General features: G+C 60.3%; 12 protein-coding genes. 3 read left to right on the plus strand and 9 right to left on the minus strand.

The genetic code is table 11. The features are described from left to right. Positions 1 to 8: 8 nt before the first annotated feature. Entirely contained in the window at positions 9 to 2,699 is a 2,691-nt protein-coding gene (locus tag AD665_RS20505) for a DEAD/DEAH box helicase (RefSeq protein WP_053193452.1), read from the plus strand. A 453-nt stretch (positions 2,700 to 3,152) separates the two neighbouring features. Here AD665_RS20505 and AD665_RS20510 read toward each other — a convergent pair whose 3' ends face one another. The 3 genes from AD665_RS20510 to AD665_RS20520 form a co-directional block, all read right to left on the minus strand. Beyond that, complete coding sequence (locus AD665_RS20510) at positions 3,153 to 3,887, minus strand: S-methyl-5'-thioinosine phosphorylase (RefSeq protein ID WP_053193455.1); 735 nt, start codon at positions 3,885 to 3,887, stop codon at positions 3,153 to 3,155. Positions 3,888 to 3,899: 12 nt separating this feature from the next. Continuing rightward, positions 3,900 to 4,898, minus strand: a complete 999-nt coding sequence (gene nagZ / locus AD665_RS20515; RefSeq protein ID WP_173668667.1) for a beta-N-acetylhexosaminidase — start codon at positions 4,896 to 4,898, stop codon at positions 3,900 to 3,902. Between the two features lie 179 nt (positions 4,899 to 5,077). Beyond that, a complete protein-coding gene (locus AD665_RS20520; protein ID WP_024777919.1) occupies positions 5,078 to 5,785 on the minus strand; it encodes a TetR/AcrR family transcriptional regulator in 708 nt (235 codons plus the stop codon). Positions 5,786 to 6,025: 240 nt separating this feature from the next. Between AD665_RS20520 and lexA the strand changes: the two genes are divergently transcribed. After that, a complete protein-coding gene (gene lexA / locus AD665_RS20525) occupies positions 6,026 to 6,634 on the plus strand; it encodes a transcriptional repressor LexA (RefSeq protein ID WP_024777918.1) in 609 nt (202 codons plus the stop codon). Positions 6,635 to 6,644: 10 nt separating this feature from the next. After that, positions 6,645 to 7,118 carry an SOS-induced cell division inhibitor SulA gene (gene sulA / locus AD665_RS20530; protein WP_024777917.1) on the plus strand — a complete coding sequence of 158 codons (474 nt, stop codon included), beginning with the start codon at positions 6,645 to 6,647 and terminating at the stop codon, positions 7,116 to 7,118. Between the two features lie 73 nt (positions 7,119 to 7,191). Here sulA and AD665_RS20535 read toward each other — a convergent pair whose 3' ends face one another. From AD665_RS20535 to fadB, 6 genes are all read right to left on the minus strand, one after another. Continuing rightward, positions 7,192 to 7,431, minus strand: a complete 240-nt coding sequence (locus AD665_RS20535) for a hypothetical protein (RefSeq protein WP_024777916.1) — start codon at positions 7,429 to 7,431, stop codon at positions 7,192 to 7,194. Between the two features lie 106 nt (positions 7,432 to 7,537). Then, entirely contained in the window at positions 7,538 to 8,062 is a 525-nt protein-coding gene (locus AD665_RS20540) for a DUF6586 family protein (protein WP_024777915.1), read from the minus strand. Positions 8,063 to 8,307: 245 nt separating this feature from the next. Beyond that, entirely contained in the window at positions 8,308 to 10,920 is a 2,613-nt protein-coding gene (topA, locus tag AD665_RS20545) for a type I DNA topoisomerase (RefSeq protein WP_053193458.1), read from the minus strand. Between the two features lie 115 nt (positions 10,921 to 11,035). Further along, positions 11,036 to 11,272 (minus strand): DUF1653 domain-containing protein, encoded by a 237-nt coding sequence (locus AD665_RS20550; RefSeq protein ID WP_041020099.1) that lies wholly within the window; start codon positions 11,270 to 11,272, stop codon positions 11,036 to 11,038. A gap of 108 nt (positions 11,273 to 11,380) precedes the next feature. Continuing rightward, entirely contained in the window at positions 11,381 to 12,556 is a 1,176-nt protein-coding gene (gene fadA / locus AD665_RS20555; protein WP_053193460.1) for an acetyl-CoA C-acyltransferase FadA, read from the minus strand. Positions 12,557 to 12,586: 30 nt separating this feature from the next. Next, positions 12,587 to 14,734: a fatty acid oxidation complex subunit alpha FadB gene (gene fadB, locus AD665_RS20560; RefSeq protein WP_053193463.1), complete on the minus strand. Its 2,148-nt coding sequence runs from the start codon at positions 14,732 to 14,734 to the stop codon at positions 12,587 to 12,589. Positions 14,735 to 14,756: the final 22 nt, after the last annotated feature.

A 14,756-nucleotide genomic window follows, 5' to 3' on the forward strand; every position in this document is an offset into this window, starting at 1 on the left:
GCGCGCCTATGCCCTCGCCCCTGAGCAAACCCCTTGCACCTTCCTGGGTCAATCGATTCAAGGAGCAGAGCCTGGAGCGCGGACGCCGCTACGCACTGGAGAACCGCGTCAGGATCGTCGAGGCCGGAGAAAGCACCATCACCGCCAGTTGCGAAGGCTCCGGCGGCAATGTTTATCGTCAGACCATTCGCCTTAAAGAGTCAGCCAAGGGCACACTGATTCTGCTCGAAGCCGCGTGCTCCTGTCCGGTGCGCATCAACTGCAAGCACTGCGCGGCGGTGTTGCTGCAAGTCCAGGAAACCCTGGCCTATCCGGCTGCCGAAAAAGACGCCCAGTTGCTGGAGAAACTCCAGGCGGTGCTGGACAATCGCAACCCCAAGGCCCCGCCGCAGGTGCTGGTGGACAATGTTCAGCCGGTGCCGCGCCTATGGCTGGCGAGCATAGAGTTCAGCGCCTTCGAGCCGCGTAACGGCAAGATGCAGCGCTACATCCAACACCGCGCCGCCCTGTCGTTCAGCTACCTGGACGAGTACGTCAGCGGCCAACGCAATACTGATGTATTGATTCGCCAGGAAACACAAACGCTGCGGATAAAACGCCACACCGATGTGGAGCAGTCCTACCGCGAGCAGCTACGGATCCTCGGCTTCAAGATCGCTACCCGGCAAAGCAAGGCCCTACCGGAAAGTGCCGGCGAACTGTACGAGATGGTCAACGACAGCGCCTGGCTAACGTTCACGCTCAATGATCTGCCGAAACTGCGCAGCCAGGGCTGGGAGCTGCAGATCGATGAAGATTTCGGCTTCGACCTGACCGCCGTGGACGACTGGTACGCCACCGTCGAGGAAACGCCGGAGCGGGACTGGTTCGATCTGGAACTGGGGATCATCGTCAATGGCGAGCGATTGAGCCTGCTGCCGATCCTGTTGAACCTGATGCGCTCGCACATCGAACTGTTCAACCCGGAACGCCTGGCGAGGCGCCGCGATGACGAACTCATCCTGGTCAACTTGCCGAACCGTCCGAATTCGGAGTTCGGTCCGCAACAAGTGGCCCTGCCCTACGGCCGGCTGAAACCGGTGCTGGCAACCCTCGGCGAGTTTTACCTGAACGAGCCTGGCACCACCAAGCTGCGCCTGAACAGCGCGGATGCCTTGCGCCTCAATCCCCTGCAAGACATGCCACTGCGCTGGGAAGGCGGCGAACACATTCGTGGCCTGGCCCAACGCCTGCGGGACATCAAGGACTACACAGCCACCGTGCCAGAAGGCCTGAACGCGACGCTGCGGCCTTATCAACTCGAAGGCTTGAGCTGGATGCAGTCGCTGCGACAACTGGAAGTCGGCGGCATCCTCGCGGACGACATGGGCCTGGGCAAGACCCTGCAGACCCTGGCGCACATTCTCTGCGAGAAAAACGCCGGCCGCCTCGACCGCCCCTGCATGGTGGTGATGCCCACCAGCCTGATTCCCAACTGGCTCGACGAGGCGGCTCACTTCACGCCGCAACTGAAAGTGCTGGCCTTGTATGGCGCCGGGCGCAAGAAGCACTTCGAACGGTTGGCCGACTACGACCTGGTGCTCACCACTTATGCATTGCTGCCCAAGGATGTCGAACGCCTGAAAGCGCAGCCATTGCATGTGCTGATCCTCGATGAAGCCCAATACATCAAGAACCCCACCAGCAAGGCCGCCCAGGCCGCCCGCGAGCTCGATGCCCGGCAGCGACTGTGCCTTTCCGGTACGCCGCTGGAAAATCACCTGGGCGAGCTGTGGTCGCTTTTTCACTTCCTGCTGCCCGGGTGGCTCGGGGACGTGAAGAGCTTCAATCGCGATTACCGCGTGCCGATCGAAAAGCGCGGCAGCGACATCAGGCTGCAGCACCTCAATGGCCGGGTAAAGCCTTTCCTGTTGCGCAGGACCAAGGAGCAGGTCGCGACGGAATTGCCACCCAAGACCGAGATCGTCCACTGGGTCGAACTCAGCGATGCCCAGCGGGACGTCTACGAAACCATGCGCCTGGCCATGGACAAGAAGGTGCGCGACGAAATCACCCGCAAGGGCGTCGCCCGCAGCCAGATCATCATTCTCGAAGCGCTGCTCAAGCTGCGCCAGGTGTGTTGCGACCTGCGACTGATCAGCGATGCCCCACCTGCCCGAGGCAGCACCTCGGGCAAGCTCGACAGCCTGATGGAAATGCTGGGAGAGCTGTTCGAAGAGGGACGTCGGGTACTGCTGTTTTCCCAGTTCACGTCGATGTTGGCGCTCATCGAAGATGAGCTGAAAAACCGCGGTGTGGACTACGCCATCCTGACCGGCCAGACCCGGGATCGACGCACACCCGTCAAGGAATTCCAGAGTGGCAAGCGCCAGATTTTCCTGATCAGCCTGAAAGCTGGTGGCGTGGGCCTGAACCTGACCGAAGCCGATACGGTGATCCACTACGACCCATGGTGGAACCCTGCAACGGAAAACCAGGCGACCGACCGGGCTTATCGCATCGGCCAGGAGAAGCCGGTGTTCGTCTACAAGCTGATTGCCCGGGGCACCGTGGAAGAAAAAATCCAGCTGCTGCAGAAGGAAAAATCCGACCTCGCCGCCGGCGTGCTCGACGGCCGCGTGGCCGGAGACTGGAAGCTGCAGAGCGACGATATCGAGGCGTTGTTCGCGCCGTTGCCGGATAAGTTGGAGAAGCGCTGAGACCCGTTGGTGGCGGCCCGATACCTGTGGGAGCCGAGCTTGCTCGCGATAGCGGTGTGCCAGCCCACTGCGATGTTGAATGATCTGGCGCCATCGCGAGCAGGCTCGCTCCCACAGGTTTCGCGTCGTGCAGCCATAGCGAGTACATCGCAGTTTCAGTGTGGGAGCGAGCCTGCTCGCGATAGCGGCGTCTCAGGCTACTGCGATGTTGAATGATTTGGCGCCATCGCGAGCAGGCTCGCTCCCACAGGTTTCGTGTCGTGCAGCCATAGCGAGTACATCGCAGTTTCAGTGTGGGAGCGAGCCTGCTCGCGATAGCGGTGTCTCAGGCTACTGCGATGTTGAATGATTTGGCGCCATCGCGAGCAGGCTCGCTCCCACAGGTTTCGCGTCGTGCAGCCATAGCGAGTACATCGCAGTTTCAGTGTGGGAGCGAGCCTGCTCGCGATAGCGTTACATCAACACCCGCGCCAGGGTCGACTTCACCTTCCCCATTCCGTCATGCAGCGCCTGCTCGATCTCCGCCATGGTGATCACCGCCGCGGACTTGCCCGCCGCCGGGTTCACCACCAGGGCCAGGCAGGCATAGTCCAGCTCCAATTCACGGGCCAGGGCGGCCTCCGGCATGCCGGTCATGCCGACGATGTCACAACCGTCTCGCTCCAGACGGGCGATTTCGGCCACCGTTTCCAGTCGTGGCCCCTGAGTGCAGGCGTACACACCATGGCTGCTGTAGCTACAGCCTTCGGCGGCGAGGGCAGCGATCAGTTTCTGGCGCAGCGACTCGCTGTAGGGGTAGCTGAAATCAATGTGGGTGACCGCTTCCAGATCATCGGCGAAATAGGTGTGCTGGCGACCGCTGGTGTAGTCGATCAATTGATGAGGCACGCAGAAGTGCCCGGTACCCATCGCCGCATGAATCCCGCCCACGGCATTGACCGCCAGGATCGCCTCGGCGCCAGCCTGCTTCAGTGCCCAGAGATTGGCGCGATAGTTCACCTGATGGGGCGGCAACCGATGAGGGTGACCATGACGGGCCAGGAACAACACTTCGCGCCCGGCGTAGTCGCCGATCTGAACGTCGGCCGACGGTGCACCATAAGGTGTTTCTACCGCCAGGGACCGGCGGATGGTCAGGCCTTCGAGCTGGGTCAGGCCAGTGCCGCCTATAATTGCGTAAATGGTCATGACAAAACGTCCTTAATCAATCAATTGGGCGGCTTTCAGCGCGCCGATTGCCGTCAGCCAGCGTGGATCCTGGCGGTATTCGGTGGTGGCGAAGGCCTGGCCGCGCATGCGTGCGATCCGTGCCGACGGCTTGACCTTCAGGCGCTGGGCGGCACTCAAGGCCAACTCCGCAGCGGCGCGGTCGTTGCACACCAGGCCCATGTCGCAACCGGCCGACAACGCGGCCTCGATACGACTGGCGGCATCACCGACCACATGAGCACCGGCCATCGACAGGTCATCGCTGAAAATCACGCCATCGAATTGCAGTTCGCCACGCAGGATGTCCTGCAGCCAGCGCCGGGAAAAACCTGCCGGGTTGGCATCGACCTGGGGATAGATCACGTGGGCCGGCATCACTGCGGCCAGTTGCTTGCTCAATCGGGCAAAGGGCACCAGGTCATTGGCGCGGATCTGTTCGAGGCTGCGCTCGTCGTTGGGAATCGCCACGTGGGAGTCGGCCTCGGCCCAGCCATGACCAGGGAAATGCTTGCCCGTGGCGGCCATGCCGGCCGCTCGCATGCCGCGAATGAATGCCCCCGCCAACAGCGCGACGCGCTCCGGATCGCCTTCAAAGGCACGGCTGCCAACCACCGCGCTGCGCTGATAGTCGAGGTCCAGCACCGGGGCGAAACTCAGGTCGAGACCCACCGCCAGCACTTCGGTCGCCATGATCCAGCCGCACTGCTCGGCCAGGTATTCGGCATTCGGATTGTCGGCAATCGCCCGCATCGCCGGCAACCGCACAAACCCTTGGCGCAGACGCTGAACGCGCCCGCCTTCCTGATCGACCGCCAGCAAGAGGTCAGGACGAACGGCGCGGATCGACGCGCTCAGTTCCCGTACCTGGCGTGGGTGCTCGATGTTGCGGGCAAAGATGATCAGCCCACCCACTTCCGGCTGACGCAACAGGTGACGATCTTCGGCCGTCAGCCAGGTACCGGCGACGTCCACCATCAACGAGCCTTGCAGGCCAGCAGTCATAGCATTTCCTTAGTAACGATGAACCCGCACGGCAGTACAGACACGACCGCACCGTCAGGCGCCAGGCCCGGCAAGTCGTGGTCGTGCGGTGACATTTGAAACGGATTAGAAACGAGAGTCGGCATGGGCGGCTAGCTTAGCGGATGTAAGCTGCCGCGCCCACCCGTTCACGCCTTGGCGAGAGCCGGCGTGGATTTATTGCGCGGACGCAGTTGGGCGGCCGCCATGGCGACGTCGGTGACGCCACTTTCGGCGCGCATGCCGGCCGCCAGGAAAGGCACCATCAAGCGCATTACCTGCTCGATCGAAGTATTCACGCCAAAATCGGTTTCGGCGATCGCCCTCAAGGCCTTGATGCCGGACATACTGAACGCGGCGGCGCCGAGCATGAAATGCACGCGCCAGAACAGCTCGATCGGTGGGATCCGGGGAGCAGCCTCGTTGACCAGGAGCATATAGCGACGGAACACCTTGCCGTACATGTCTTCCAGGTAACGCCGCAGGTGCCCCTGGCTCTGGCTGAACGCCAGGCCCAACAAGCGCATGAAAATGGACAGATCGTTACCGCTGCGCGGCTGCACGGCGAGCGCTTGCTCGACCAGCATTTCCAGCAGCTCTTCCAGAGTAGGCTTGACGTCCGGCTTGGCCTGGCGCCGCTCCAGTTCACGGTCGAGGCTGAGACAGAAAGGCCCGAGGAATCGCGAGAACACCGCCTGGATCAACGCCTTCTTCGAACCGAAATGATAGTTCACCGCCGCCAGGTTGACCCCGGCCTTGCTGGTGATCAGGCGTAACGAGGTTTCGGCGAAACCTTTCTCCGCGAACAGCTGTTCCGCAGCATCGAGAATGCGCTCAACGGTTTCCGACTGGGCCATGGTTACTCCGCCTGACAAACACTTGTTTGAAACATACGTTTCGACCTTGGGGTTGTCAAGCCTGACGGGACGTTTTGCGAACGCCCGGTCAGCTATTTAACCACACCTTTGCCAGCCTGTAGCCCCAGCAGGCTGAACCACCCGACCGACCGTCCAGCGGCCCGCGAAAAAAGGAGGATTGCCAAGCGGCGCTCACTGTATATAATCCCAGTCACTGTATAAAAAGACAGAGCGATCAATATGCTAAAGCTGACGCCACGCCAAGCAGAGATTCTGGCCTTCATCAAGCGCTGCCTCGAGGACAACGGCTATCCGCCGACCCGCGCGGAAATCGCTCAGGAACTGGGTTTCAAGTCGCCCAATGCGGCTGAAGAACACCTCAAGGCACTGGCCCGCAAGGGTGCGATTGAAATGACCCCGGGTGCATCCCGAGGCATTCGCATTCCCGGCTTCGAAGCCAAGGCTGACGAAACCACCCTGCCGATCATCGGTCGTGTGGCGGCGGGTGCTCCGATCCTCGCTCAGCAACATGTCGAGGAGTCCTGCAACATCAACCCTGCCTTCTTCCATCCACGGGCCGATTATCTTCTTCGTGTACACGGCATGAGCATGAAGGACATCGGCATCTTCGACGGTGACCTGCTGGCGGTACACACCACTCGGGAAGCCCGCAACGGCCAGATCGTGGTGGCGCGTATCGGTGACGAAGTCACCGTAAAGCGCTTCAAGCGCGATGGCAGCAAGGTCTGGCTGATTGCCGAGAACCCCGAGTTCGCACCCATCGAAGTGGACCTGCAAGAACAGGATCTGGTCATCGAAGGCTTGAGTGTCGGCGTCATCCGCCGCTAAAGGAGGCTTTATGCAGTTCCCTCAAACACAACAGCATACGCAACTCCCGTTGTTCGAGGCCTTCATGGCCCAGCCACTGGCTCCAGTCCTGAAAGATGTGATCGAGGCCCCCTGGGGCGTAGAGCCCGAGGCCTTCAGTGAACTGTCACTGCGTGGTGCAGCCGGGAACTGCCTGAATCTACTGGCACCGATTCTGCGGGAGCTGAGCCAGGACCAGGAAGCCCGCTGGTTGACGCTGATCGCGCCTCCAGCCAGCGTCACCCAGGCCTGGTTGCGGGACGCAGGTCTTAATCGCGAGCGAATCCTGCTGCTGCAACCACGGGGCACCCAGAGCGCTCAACAGCTGACTTGCGAAGCCTTGCGCCTGGGTCGCAGTCATACGGTGGTCAGCTGGCTCAACCCGTTGAGCTCAACGGCTCGACAACAGTTGATCAGCGCCGCTCGCACCGGGGACGCACAGAGCCTGAACATTCGACTGGGCTAAGACAAACACAGGGGCTTCTCCAGGACAGAGAAGCCAGGCAGCAACACCACTTCCAGGAAACCGACAAACGGGATCAATGCAGAACCCGCGGTCCCTCTTCTTCCTTGTTATTGAATTCGCCTTCAACCAGGCGCCCTGCCATCTGGACACCCACGCTCAGCATCGCCTTGGCGACTTCGACGTGTTGGCCTTGCAGGAACGCCTTGGCATCTTCGGAGAAGCTCAGAGTCACCAGGGAACCCTCGTCCTCAGCCCTGCGCAGCTCGATACGGCCATCAGGAAGTTCGACAATTTCTAGAAAGGACGTTGGCATAAAAGTCTGTTCTCCACGAAAGGCGAGGATTATATAGTCATCGGCCAGGCTTCGCTCGGTAACTTGACCAAGCGTTATCAATGAGGGGCTTGGGCTGAAAGAAATTTCAGCACTCGTTCAACCCTTCACGGAAGCGCAACGCCAGGCTCTTGAGGTTCTGACGCCAGCTCTCCAGCTCTTCCCGACTGAGCTCCTGCTCCGGCTCTTCTTCATCCAGATTGACCGCCACGATCAATGGCTGGGTCACGTCACCCTTGGGCTTGCGAGGAGCCCGTGGTGGCTGGAACAGCGCCGCGTGGGCTGCCAGCAACTTGGCCAGCCAGGTTTCCGGGTTATGAGCCAGCTCGATCATTTCAGCCAATTCCGGGATGGCAATGTCCTGCAACACCTCCCGGGTCAGCAACAGTTCGGCCCGTGGGGCGCTCGCCAGGGGAAGCCGATAGAAACCGGCTATTTCATGGCACAAGCCCAGTAACGCACCGTACAGGTGAAACAGGGCCGACTCGCGTCCGGCCTGGAGCAGCGCCGGGGAGTTCATCGCGCGCCCATCCTCGGTCCTGGCGAGCGCTTCGAGCGACAGGCCGGCGAAGTAGATTTTCTGGTTGGTGCGGGTATAGAGCTCGTGGGCCATGACGGCATTCTCCCAACGACATGAAAGCTTCACGCAAGGGCGACAGTGTCATGGATCAACCAAGACCACTGCAAGCCAAATACAGTCAAAGGATCAAGCGATACCCTGTGGGAGCGAGCCTGCTCGCGATAGCGGCGCAACAATCAGCATCAATGTTGCCTGATTCACCGCTATCGCGAGCAGGCTCGCTCCCACAGTTGTTTGCTTGACTGACCGGCACAGGGGAAGCCCCCTGCCTCCATCAATCAGCGCTTGTCTTCCACCGTCCATTTGCCGCCGTCGTAGTACGCCTTCCAGCCCGTAGGCTTGCCGTCGACCTCGGTCTGCACGTACTGCTCCTTGGTCTTGCGGCTGTAGCGAATCACCGCCGGGCGGCCATCCGGATCCTTCTGCGGTGCTTCGCAGAGGAAATGGTACTTCGGATCGATCTCGTCCTTGTGCGGCACGATCTCCATCACCAAGGGTGCGCGGGTCTCGCGGTTCTTCGGGAACTGACTGGCCGCCAGGAACAGGCCGGACGCACCATCACGCAGGATGTAGGTGTCGTTGACCTTCTCGCACTTGAGCTCCGGCATCTTCACCGGGTCCATCTTCGGCGGCGCGGCGTCACCGCTCCTGAGCAGCTTGCGAGTGTTCTTGCAGGTCGGGTTGGTGCAGCCGAAGAACTTGCCGAAACGGCCGGTCTTGAGCTGCATCTCGCTGCCACACTTGTCGCATTCCAGGCTTGGTCCTTCGTAGCCCTTGATGCGATACGTGCCCTCTTCGATCTCGTAGCCCGCGCAATCCGGGTTGTTACCGCAGATGTGCAGCTTGCGCTTTTCGTCCAGCAGATAGGCATCCATCGCCGTGCTGCAGATCGGGCAGCGATGCTTGCCACGCAACACCAGGGATTCGGACTCACCCTCATCGTCCGCGGCGATTTCGTCGCCCGGCACCAGGTTGACCGTCGCCTTGCAGCGCTCTTTGGGCGGCAGGCTGTAGCCCGAGCAGCCCAGGAAGACGCCGGTGGACGCCGTACGGATCTGCATCGGACGACCACATGTCAGGCATGGAATATCGGTCATCACCGGCTGGTTGGCCCGCATGCCGCTGTCAGGGCTTTCAGCCACTTCGAGCTTTTTCTTGAAGTCGCCGTAGAACTCGTCGAGGACGTTCTTCCAGTCCCGCTCCCCTTGGGCCACATCGTCGAGATGCTCTTCCATGCCGGCGGTGAAACCGTAGTCCATCAGGTTCGAGAAGCTTTCGGACAATCGCTCGGTAACGATGTCACCCATCTTTTCCGAATAGAAGCGACGGTTGTGCAGCGCAACGTAGCCGCGATCCTGGATAGTCGAAATGATCGCCGCATAGGTCGAAGGACGACCGATACCGCGTTTTTCCATCTCCTTGACCAGGCTGGCTTCGGAGTAACGGGCCGGCGGCTTGGTGAAATGCTGGGTCGGATCAAGCTTGATCAGCTTCATCACGTCACCCTGGGCCATATCCGGCAAGACGTCGTCGTCCCCAGGCTTGGTAATCTGCGGCATGACGCGGGTATAACCGTCGAACTTCAGAATACGGCCTTTGGCGCGCAGCTCGAAATCTCCGGCACCGACGCTGACGGTGGTGGACAGGTACTGCGCCGGCAGCATCTGGCAAGCCAGAAACTGGCGCCAGATCAGCTCGTAGAGACGCTCGGCATCGCGCTCCATGCCCGACAACTTGCTTGGCTCGGTGTTGGCATCGGAAGGACGAATCGCTTCGTGAGCCTCTTGTGCGCCTTCCTTGCTGCTGTAGACGTTTGGCGTGTCCGGCAGGTACTTCTTGCCGAACTCGCTTTCTATATAAGTACGCGCCATCGCCACGGCATCGGCCGAGAGGTTGGTGGAGTCGGTACGCATATAGGTGATGTAGCCGGCTTCATACAGACGCTGGGCCATCATCATGGTTTTCTTCACACCGAAGCCCAGGCGGTTGCTCGCGGCCTGTTGCAGCGTGGACGTGATGAACGGTGCCGATGGCTTGCTGCTGGTCGGCTTGTCTTCGCGCTTGACGATGCTGTAGGTGGAAGCCTTGAGCTTCTCCAGGGCAGCCATGGCCTGGGCTTCGTTCAGTGGCTTGAAGGCTTCGCCCTTCTCCCGGGCCACTTCGAAGCGCACGCTGGCGCCTTTGGCAGTGCCAAGGTCCGCATGGACTTCCCAATACTCTTCAGGGATGAACGCACGGATCTCCCGCTCGCGCTCCACCACCAGCTTTACAGCCACCGACTGCACCCGCCCGGCCGACAGGCCACGGGCGATCTTGGCCCACAGCAATGGCGAGACCATGTAGCCCACCACGCGATCGAGGAAGCGACGCGCCTGCTGAGCATTGACCCGATCGATGTCCAGCTCACCCGGCTCGGAGAACGCCTCCTGAATGGCCTTCTTGGTGATTTCGTTGAACACCACGCGCTTGTAGCGGCTGTCATCGCCACCAATGGCTTCGCGCAGGTGCCAGGCAATGGCTTCCCCTTCGCGGTCCAAGTCCGTCGCGAGATAGATGGTGTCGGCATCCTTGGCGAGCCGGCGCAGCTCCTCGATGACCTTTTCCTTGCCCGGGAGGATCTCGTACTTGGCTTTCCAGCCATGTTCCGGATCGACACCCATGCGTGAGACCAGCTGCTTGCGCGCCTTTTCCTTTGGCGACAGCGCCGGCGCTTCACCAGCAGCCGCCTTGCCGCGCTTGGCGGCTGGCTCCTTGCTGGCGCTAGCCGAACCGCTGGTGGGCAGGTCTCGGATATGGCCGATACTCGACTTCACCACGTATTGGTTGCCCAGATACTTGTTGATGGTCTTGGCCTTAGCCGGGGATTCCACAATGACCAGCGATTTGCCCATGGATCAGAAAATTCCTGAATTCTAAAAAGTGAAAGGCGGTTGGCGCCTGACGCGGCACCGCTATATATAGTGGCTGCAAGGTGAGGTCAAGCGCAGGGTTGCCCGCAGGTTGGCCTCAAGGCTTGGGGAAAATGCTTTCTTCGGCCTGCACCAAAGCAAAGCGCGGCACTTGTTCGCCGTCAACCTCGACGGACTCCTGGAACATGCTCAAGGGACGCACCCAAAAGCCGTAATCACCATACAGGGCTTGATAAAAGACCACTTCTTCCTCGGTTTCGGAATGCCGCGCAATGCTGAATACGCGGTACTGCGGACCTTTGTAATGCTGGTAGAGCCCAGGTTGTATCGGCATGTTTTGGCCCTCACTGAAATCTTTTCAAAATAAAAACAAAATTTTTTTATTAAACCCGGAAAAACAAAAAACCGGGGCACTTGGCCCCGGCTTCCATCGACGCAACGCTTAGACGCGTTCGAAGACAGTGGCGATGCCCTGGCCGAGGCCAATGCACATGGTGGACACGCCAAAAGTGCCGCCGTTCTGTTTCATGACGTTCAGCAACGTGCCGGAGATACGCGCACCCGAGCAACCGAACGGGTGACCCAGGGCGATCGCGCCGCCGTGCAGGTTAACCTTCTCGTTCATCTTGTCGAGCACTTTCAGATCTTTCAGCACGGGCAGGGCCTGTGCGGCGAACGCTTCGTTGAGCTCGAAGAAGTCGATATCGGCAATGCTCAGGCCGGCACGCTTCAAGGCTTTCTGCGTCGCCGGTACTGGACCATAGCCCATGATCGCCGGGTCCACACCCGCCACGGCCATCGAACGGATCACCGCCATCGGCTGGATGCCCAGGTCCTGGGCACGCTGGGCCGACATCACAATCATGCACGAAGCACCGTCAGTGATCTGCGACGAAGTACCGGCTGTCACGGTGCCGCCCTTCGGGTTGAAGGCAGGCTTGAGGCTCGCCAGGCTTTCGAGGGTGGTTTCCGGACGAATGGTTTCGTCATAGTCGAACACCTTCAGGAAACCGTTCTCGTCATAACCCTGCATCGGGATGATTTCATCCTTGAACTTGCCTTCCACGGTCGCCTTGTGGGCGAGTTGGTGGGAGCGCACGCCGAAGGCGTCCTGCTGTTCACGGGTAATGCCGTGCATTTTGCCAAGCATTTCCGCGGTCAGGCCCATCATGCCCGAGGCTTTTGCCGCGTACAGCGACATATGCGGGTTCGGATCGACGCCATGCATCATGCTCACGTGGCCCATGTGCTCGACGCCGCCGACGACGAACACATCACCGTTACCGGTCATGATCGCCTGGGCGGCGGTGTGCAGCGCGCTCATGGACGAACCGCACAGGCGGCTGATGGTCTGACCGGCCGCAGTGTGAGGGATCTGAGTCATCAGCGAGGCCATGCGGGCGATGTTCCAGCCCTGCTCCAGAGTCTGGTTCACACAGCCCCAGATCACGTCCTCGACTTCATTCGGGTCGACTTTGACGTTGCGCTCGAGCAGTTTGCTGATCAGGTGCGCCGACATATCCTCGGCGCGAGTGTTACGGTGCATGCCGCCCTTGGAGCGGCCCATCGGCGTACGACCGAAGTCGACAATCACGACGTCTCTAGGATTCAAGCTCATAAATGTTCTCTCGCTCTAGTCGTTGGGCGCTTAACCGAAGAAGCTCTGGCCGTTCTTGGCCATTTCACGCAGCTTCGCGGTGGGGTGGTACAGCGCGCCCAGATCAGCGTACTGGTCAGCCAGGGCAACGAACTCGGCCACACCGATCGAATCGATGTAGCGCAGCGCACCGCCACGGAATGGAGGGAAACCGATACCGTAGACCAGACCCATGTCGGCTTCGGCGGCGGTTTCGACAATGCCGTCTTCCAGGCAACGCACGGTTTCGAGGCACAGCGGGATCATCATCCAGTTGATGATGTCCTCGTCGGTGACTTCGCGCTGCTCGTAAACGATCGGCTTGAGCACTTCCAGCACCGACGGATCGGCCACTTTCTTCTGCTTGCCGCGCTTGTCGGTCTCGTAGGCGTAGAAACCCTTGCCGTTCTTCTGACCCAGGCGCTTGGCTTCGTAGAGCACGTCGACAGCCGAACGACGGTCGTCCTTCATGCGGTCCGGGAAGCCTTCAGCCATGACGTCGCGACCGTGGTGACCGGTGTCGATACCGACCACGTCCATCAGGTACGCCGGGCCCATCGGCCAGCCGAATTTTTCCATGATCTTGTCGATGCGCACGAAGTCCACGCCAGCGCTGACCAATTTGGCGAAACCGCCGAAATACGGGAACAGCACGCGGTTGACCAGGAAGCCCGGGCAGTCGTTGACGACGATCGGGTTCTTGCCCATTTTCTTGGCGTAGGCAACAGTAGTGGCAACGGCCAGTTCGCTGGACTTCTCGCCACGGATCACTTCCACCAGCGGCATCATGTGCACCGGGTTGAAGAAGTGCATGCCGACGAAGTTTTCCGGACGCTTGAGGGCCTTGGCCAGCAGCGAAATGGAAATGGTCGAGGTGTTCGACGCGAGGATCGTGTCTTCCTTGACCTTGTCTTCGACTTCAGCCAATACCGCTTGCTTGACCTTAGGGTTCTCGACGACCGCTTCGACCACCAGGTCGACATGGCCGAAATCGCCATAGGACAGGGTCGGACGAATACCGTTGAGCACTTCGGCCATCTTCGCCGCGGTCATGCGGCCTTTATCGACGCGTCCTACCAGCAGCTTGGCGGCTTCGGCCAGGCCCTGTTCGATGCCGTGTTCGTTGATGTCCTTCATCAGGATCGGCGTGCCTTTGGATGCCGACTGATAGGCGATACCGCCACCCATGATGCCGGCGCCCAACACGGCGGCCTGCTTCACGTCACGGGCGATTTCGTCGTAGGCCTTGGCCTTTTTCTTCAGTTCCTGGTCATTGAGGAACAGACCGATCAGGCTCTGTGCCGCCGAGGTCTTGGCCAGTTTGACGAAACCGGCGGCTTCGACTTCCAGGGCCTTGTCACGACCGAAGTTCGCGGCTTTCTGGATGGTCTTGATCGCTTCGACCGGAGCCGGGTAATTCGGGCCCGCCTGACCGGCCACGAAACCCTTGGCAGTTTCGAAGGCCATCATCTGCTCGATGGCATTGAGCTTGAGCTTCTCCAGCTTCGGCTGACGCTTGGCCTTGTAGTCGAACTCGCCGCTGATGGCGCACTTGATCGTTTCAAGGGCCGCTTGCTGGAGCTTGCCAGGTTCGACCACCGCATCCACGGCGCCGACTTTCAGCGCGTCATCAGCACGGTTTTCCTTGCCGGCGGCAATCCATTCGATGGCGTTGTCGGCACCGATCAGGCGCGGCAGGCGCACGGTACCGCCGAAGCCCGGATAGATGCCCAGCTTGACTTCCGGCAGGCCGATCTTGGCGGCGGAAGACATCACGCGAAAGTCCGCTGCCAGGCACATTTCCAGGCCGCCACCCAGGGCAATGCCGTTGATGGCTGCGACGGTCGGTACGTTGAGATCTTCGAAGTCGCTGAAAATACGGTTGGCTTCGAGGTTGCCAGCGATCAGTTCGGCATCGGGCAGCTTGAAGTTGTCGACGAATTCGGTGATGTCGGCACCGACGATAAATACGTCCTTGCCGCTGCTGACGATCACACCCTTGATCGAAGCGTCTGCCTTGATAGTGTCCACAGCCTGACGCAATTCATTCAGGGTTAGACGATTGAACTTGTTGACGGACTCACCCTTGAGATCGAACTTCAGTTCGACGATGCCACTTTCAAGAGCCTTAACCGTGATGGCTTTACCTTCGTAAATCATCAACTGATCTCCACGATATGGA

Source organism: Pseudomonas corrugata, from assembly GCF_001269905.1.
Classification (GTDB): domain Bacteria; phylum Pseudomonadota; class Gammaproteobacteria; order Pseudomonadales; family Pseudomonadaceae; genus Aquipseudomonas; species Aquipseudomonas corrugata.

Excerpts from the sequence above, each read along its gene's own strand:
- lexA (WP_024777918.1), top strand. The coding sequence starts at position 6,026 with ATGCTAAAGCTGACGCCACGCCAAGCAGAGATTCTGGCCTTCATCAAG.
- AD665_RS20510 (WP_053193455.1), bottom strand. The coding sequence starts at position 3,887 with ATGACCATTTACGCAATTATAGGCGGCACTGGCCTGACCCAGCTCGAA.
- fadA (WP_053193460.1), bottom strand. The coding sequence starts at position 12,556 with ATGAGCTTGAATCCTAGAGACGTCGTGATTGTCGACTTCGGTCGTACG.
- sulA (WP_024777917.1), top strand. The coding sequence starts at position 6,645 with ATGCAGTTCCCTCAAACACAACAGCATACGCAACTCCCGTTGTTCGAG.
- fadB (WP_053193463.1), bottom strand. The coding sequence starts at position 14,734 with ATGATTTACGAAGGTAAAGCCATCACGGTTAAGGCTCTTGAAAGTGGC.
- topA (WP_053193458.1), bottom strand. The coding sequence starts at position 10,920 with ATGGGCAAATCGCTGGTCATTGTGGAATCCCCGGCTAAGGCCAAGACC.
- AD665_RS20540 (WP_024777915.1), bottom strand. The coding sequence starts at position 8,062 with ATGGCCCACGAGCTCTATACCCGCACCAACCAGAAAATCTACTTCGCC.
- AD665_RS20520 (WP_024777919.1), bottom strand. The coding sequence starts at position 5,785 with ATGGCCCAGTCGGAAACCGTTGAGCGCATTCTCGATGCTGCGGAACAG.
- AD665_RS20505 (WP_053193452.1), top strand. The coding sequence starts at position 9 with ATGCCCTCGCCCCTGAGCAAACCCCTTGCACCTTCCTGGGTCAATCGA.
- AD665_RS20535 (WP_024777916.1), bottom strand. The coding sequence starts at position 7,431 with ATGCCAACGTCCTTTCTAGAAATTGTCGAACTTCCTGATGGCCGTATC.
- AD665_RS20550 (WP_041020099.1), bottom strand. The coding sequence starts at position 11,272 with ATGCCGATACAACCTGGGCTCTACCAGCATTACAAAGGTCCGCAGTAC.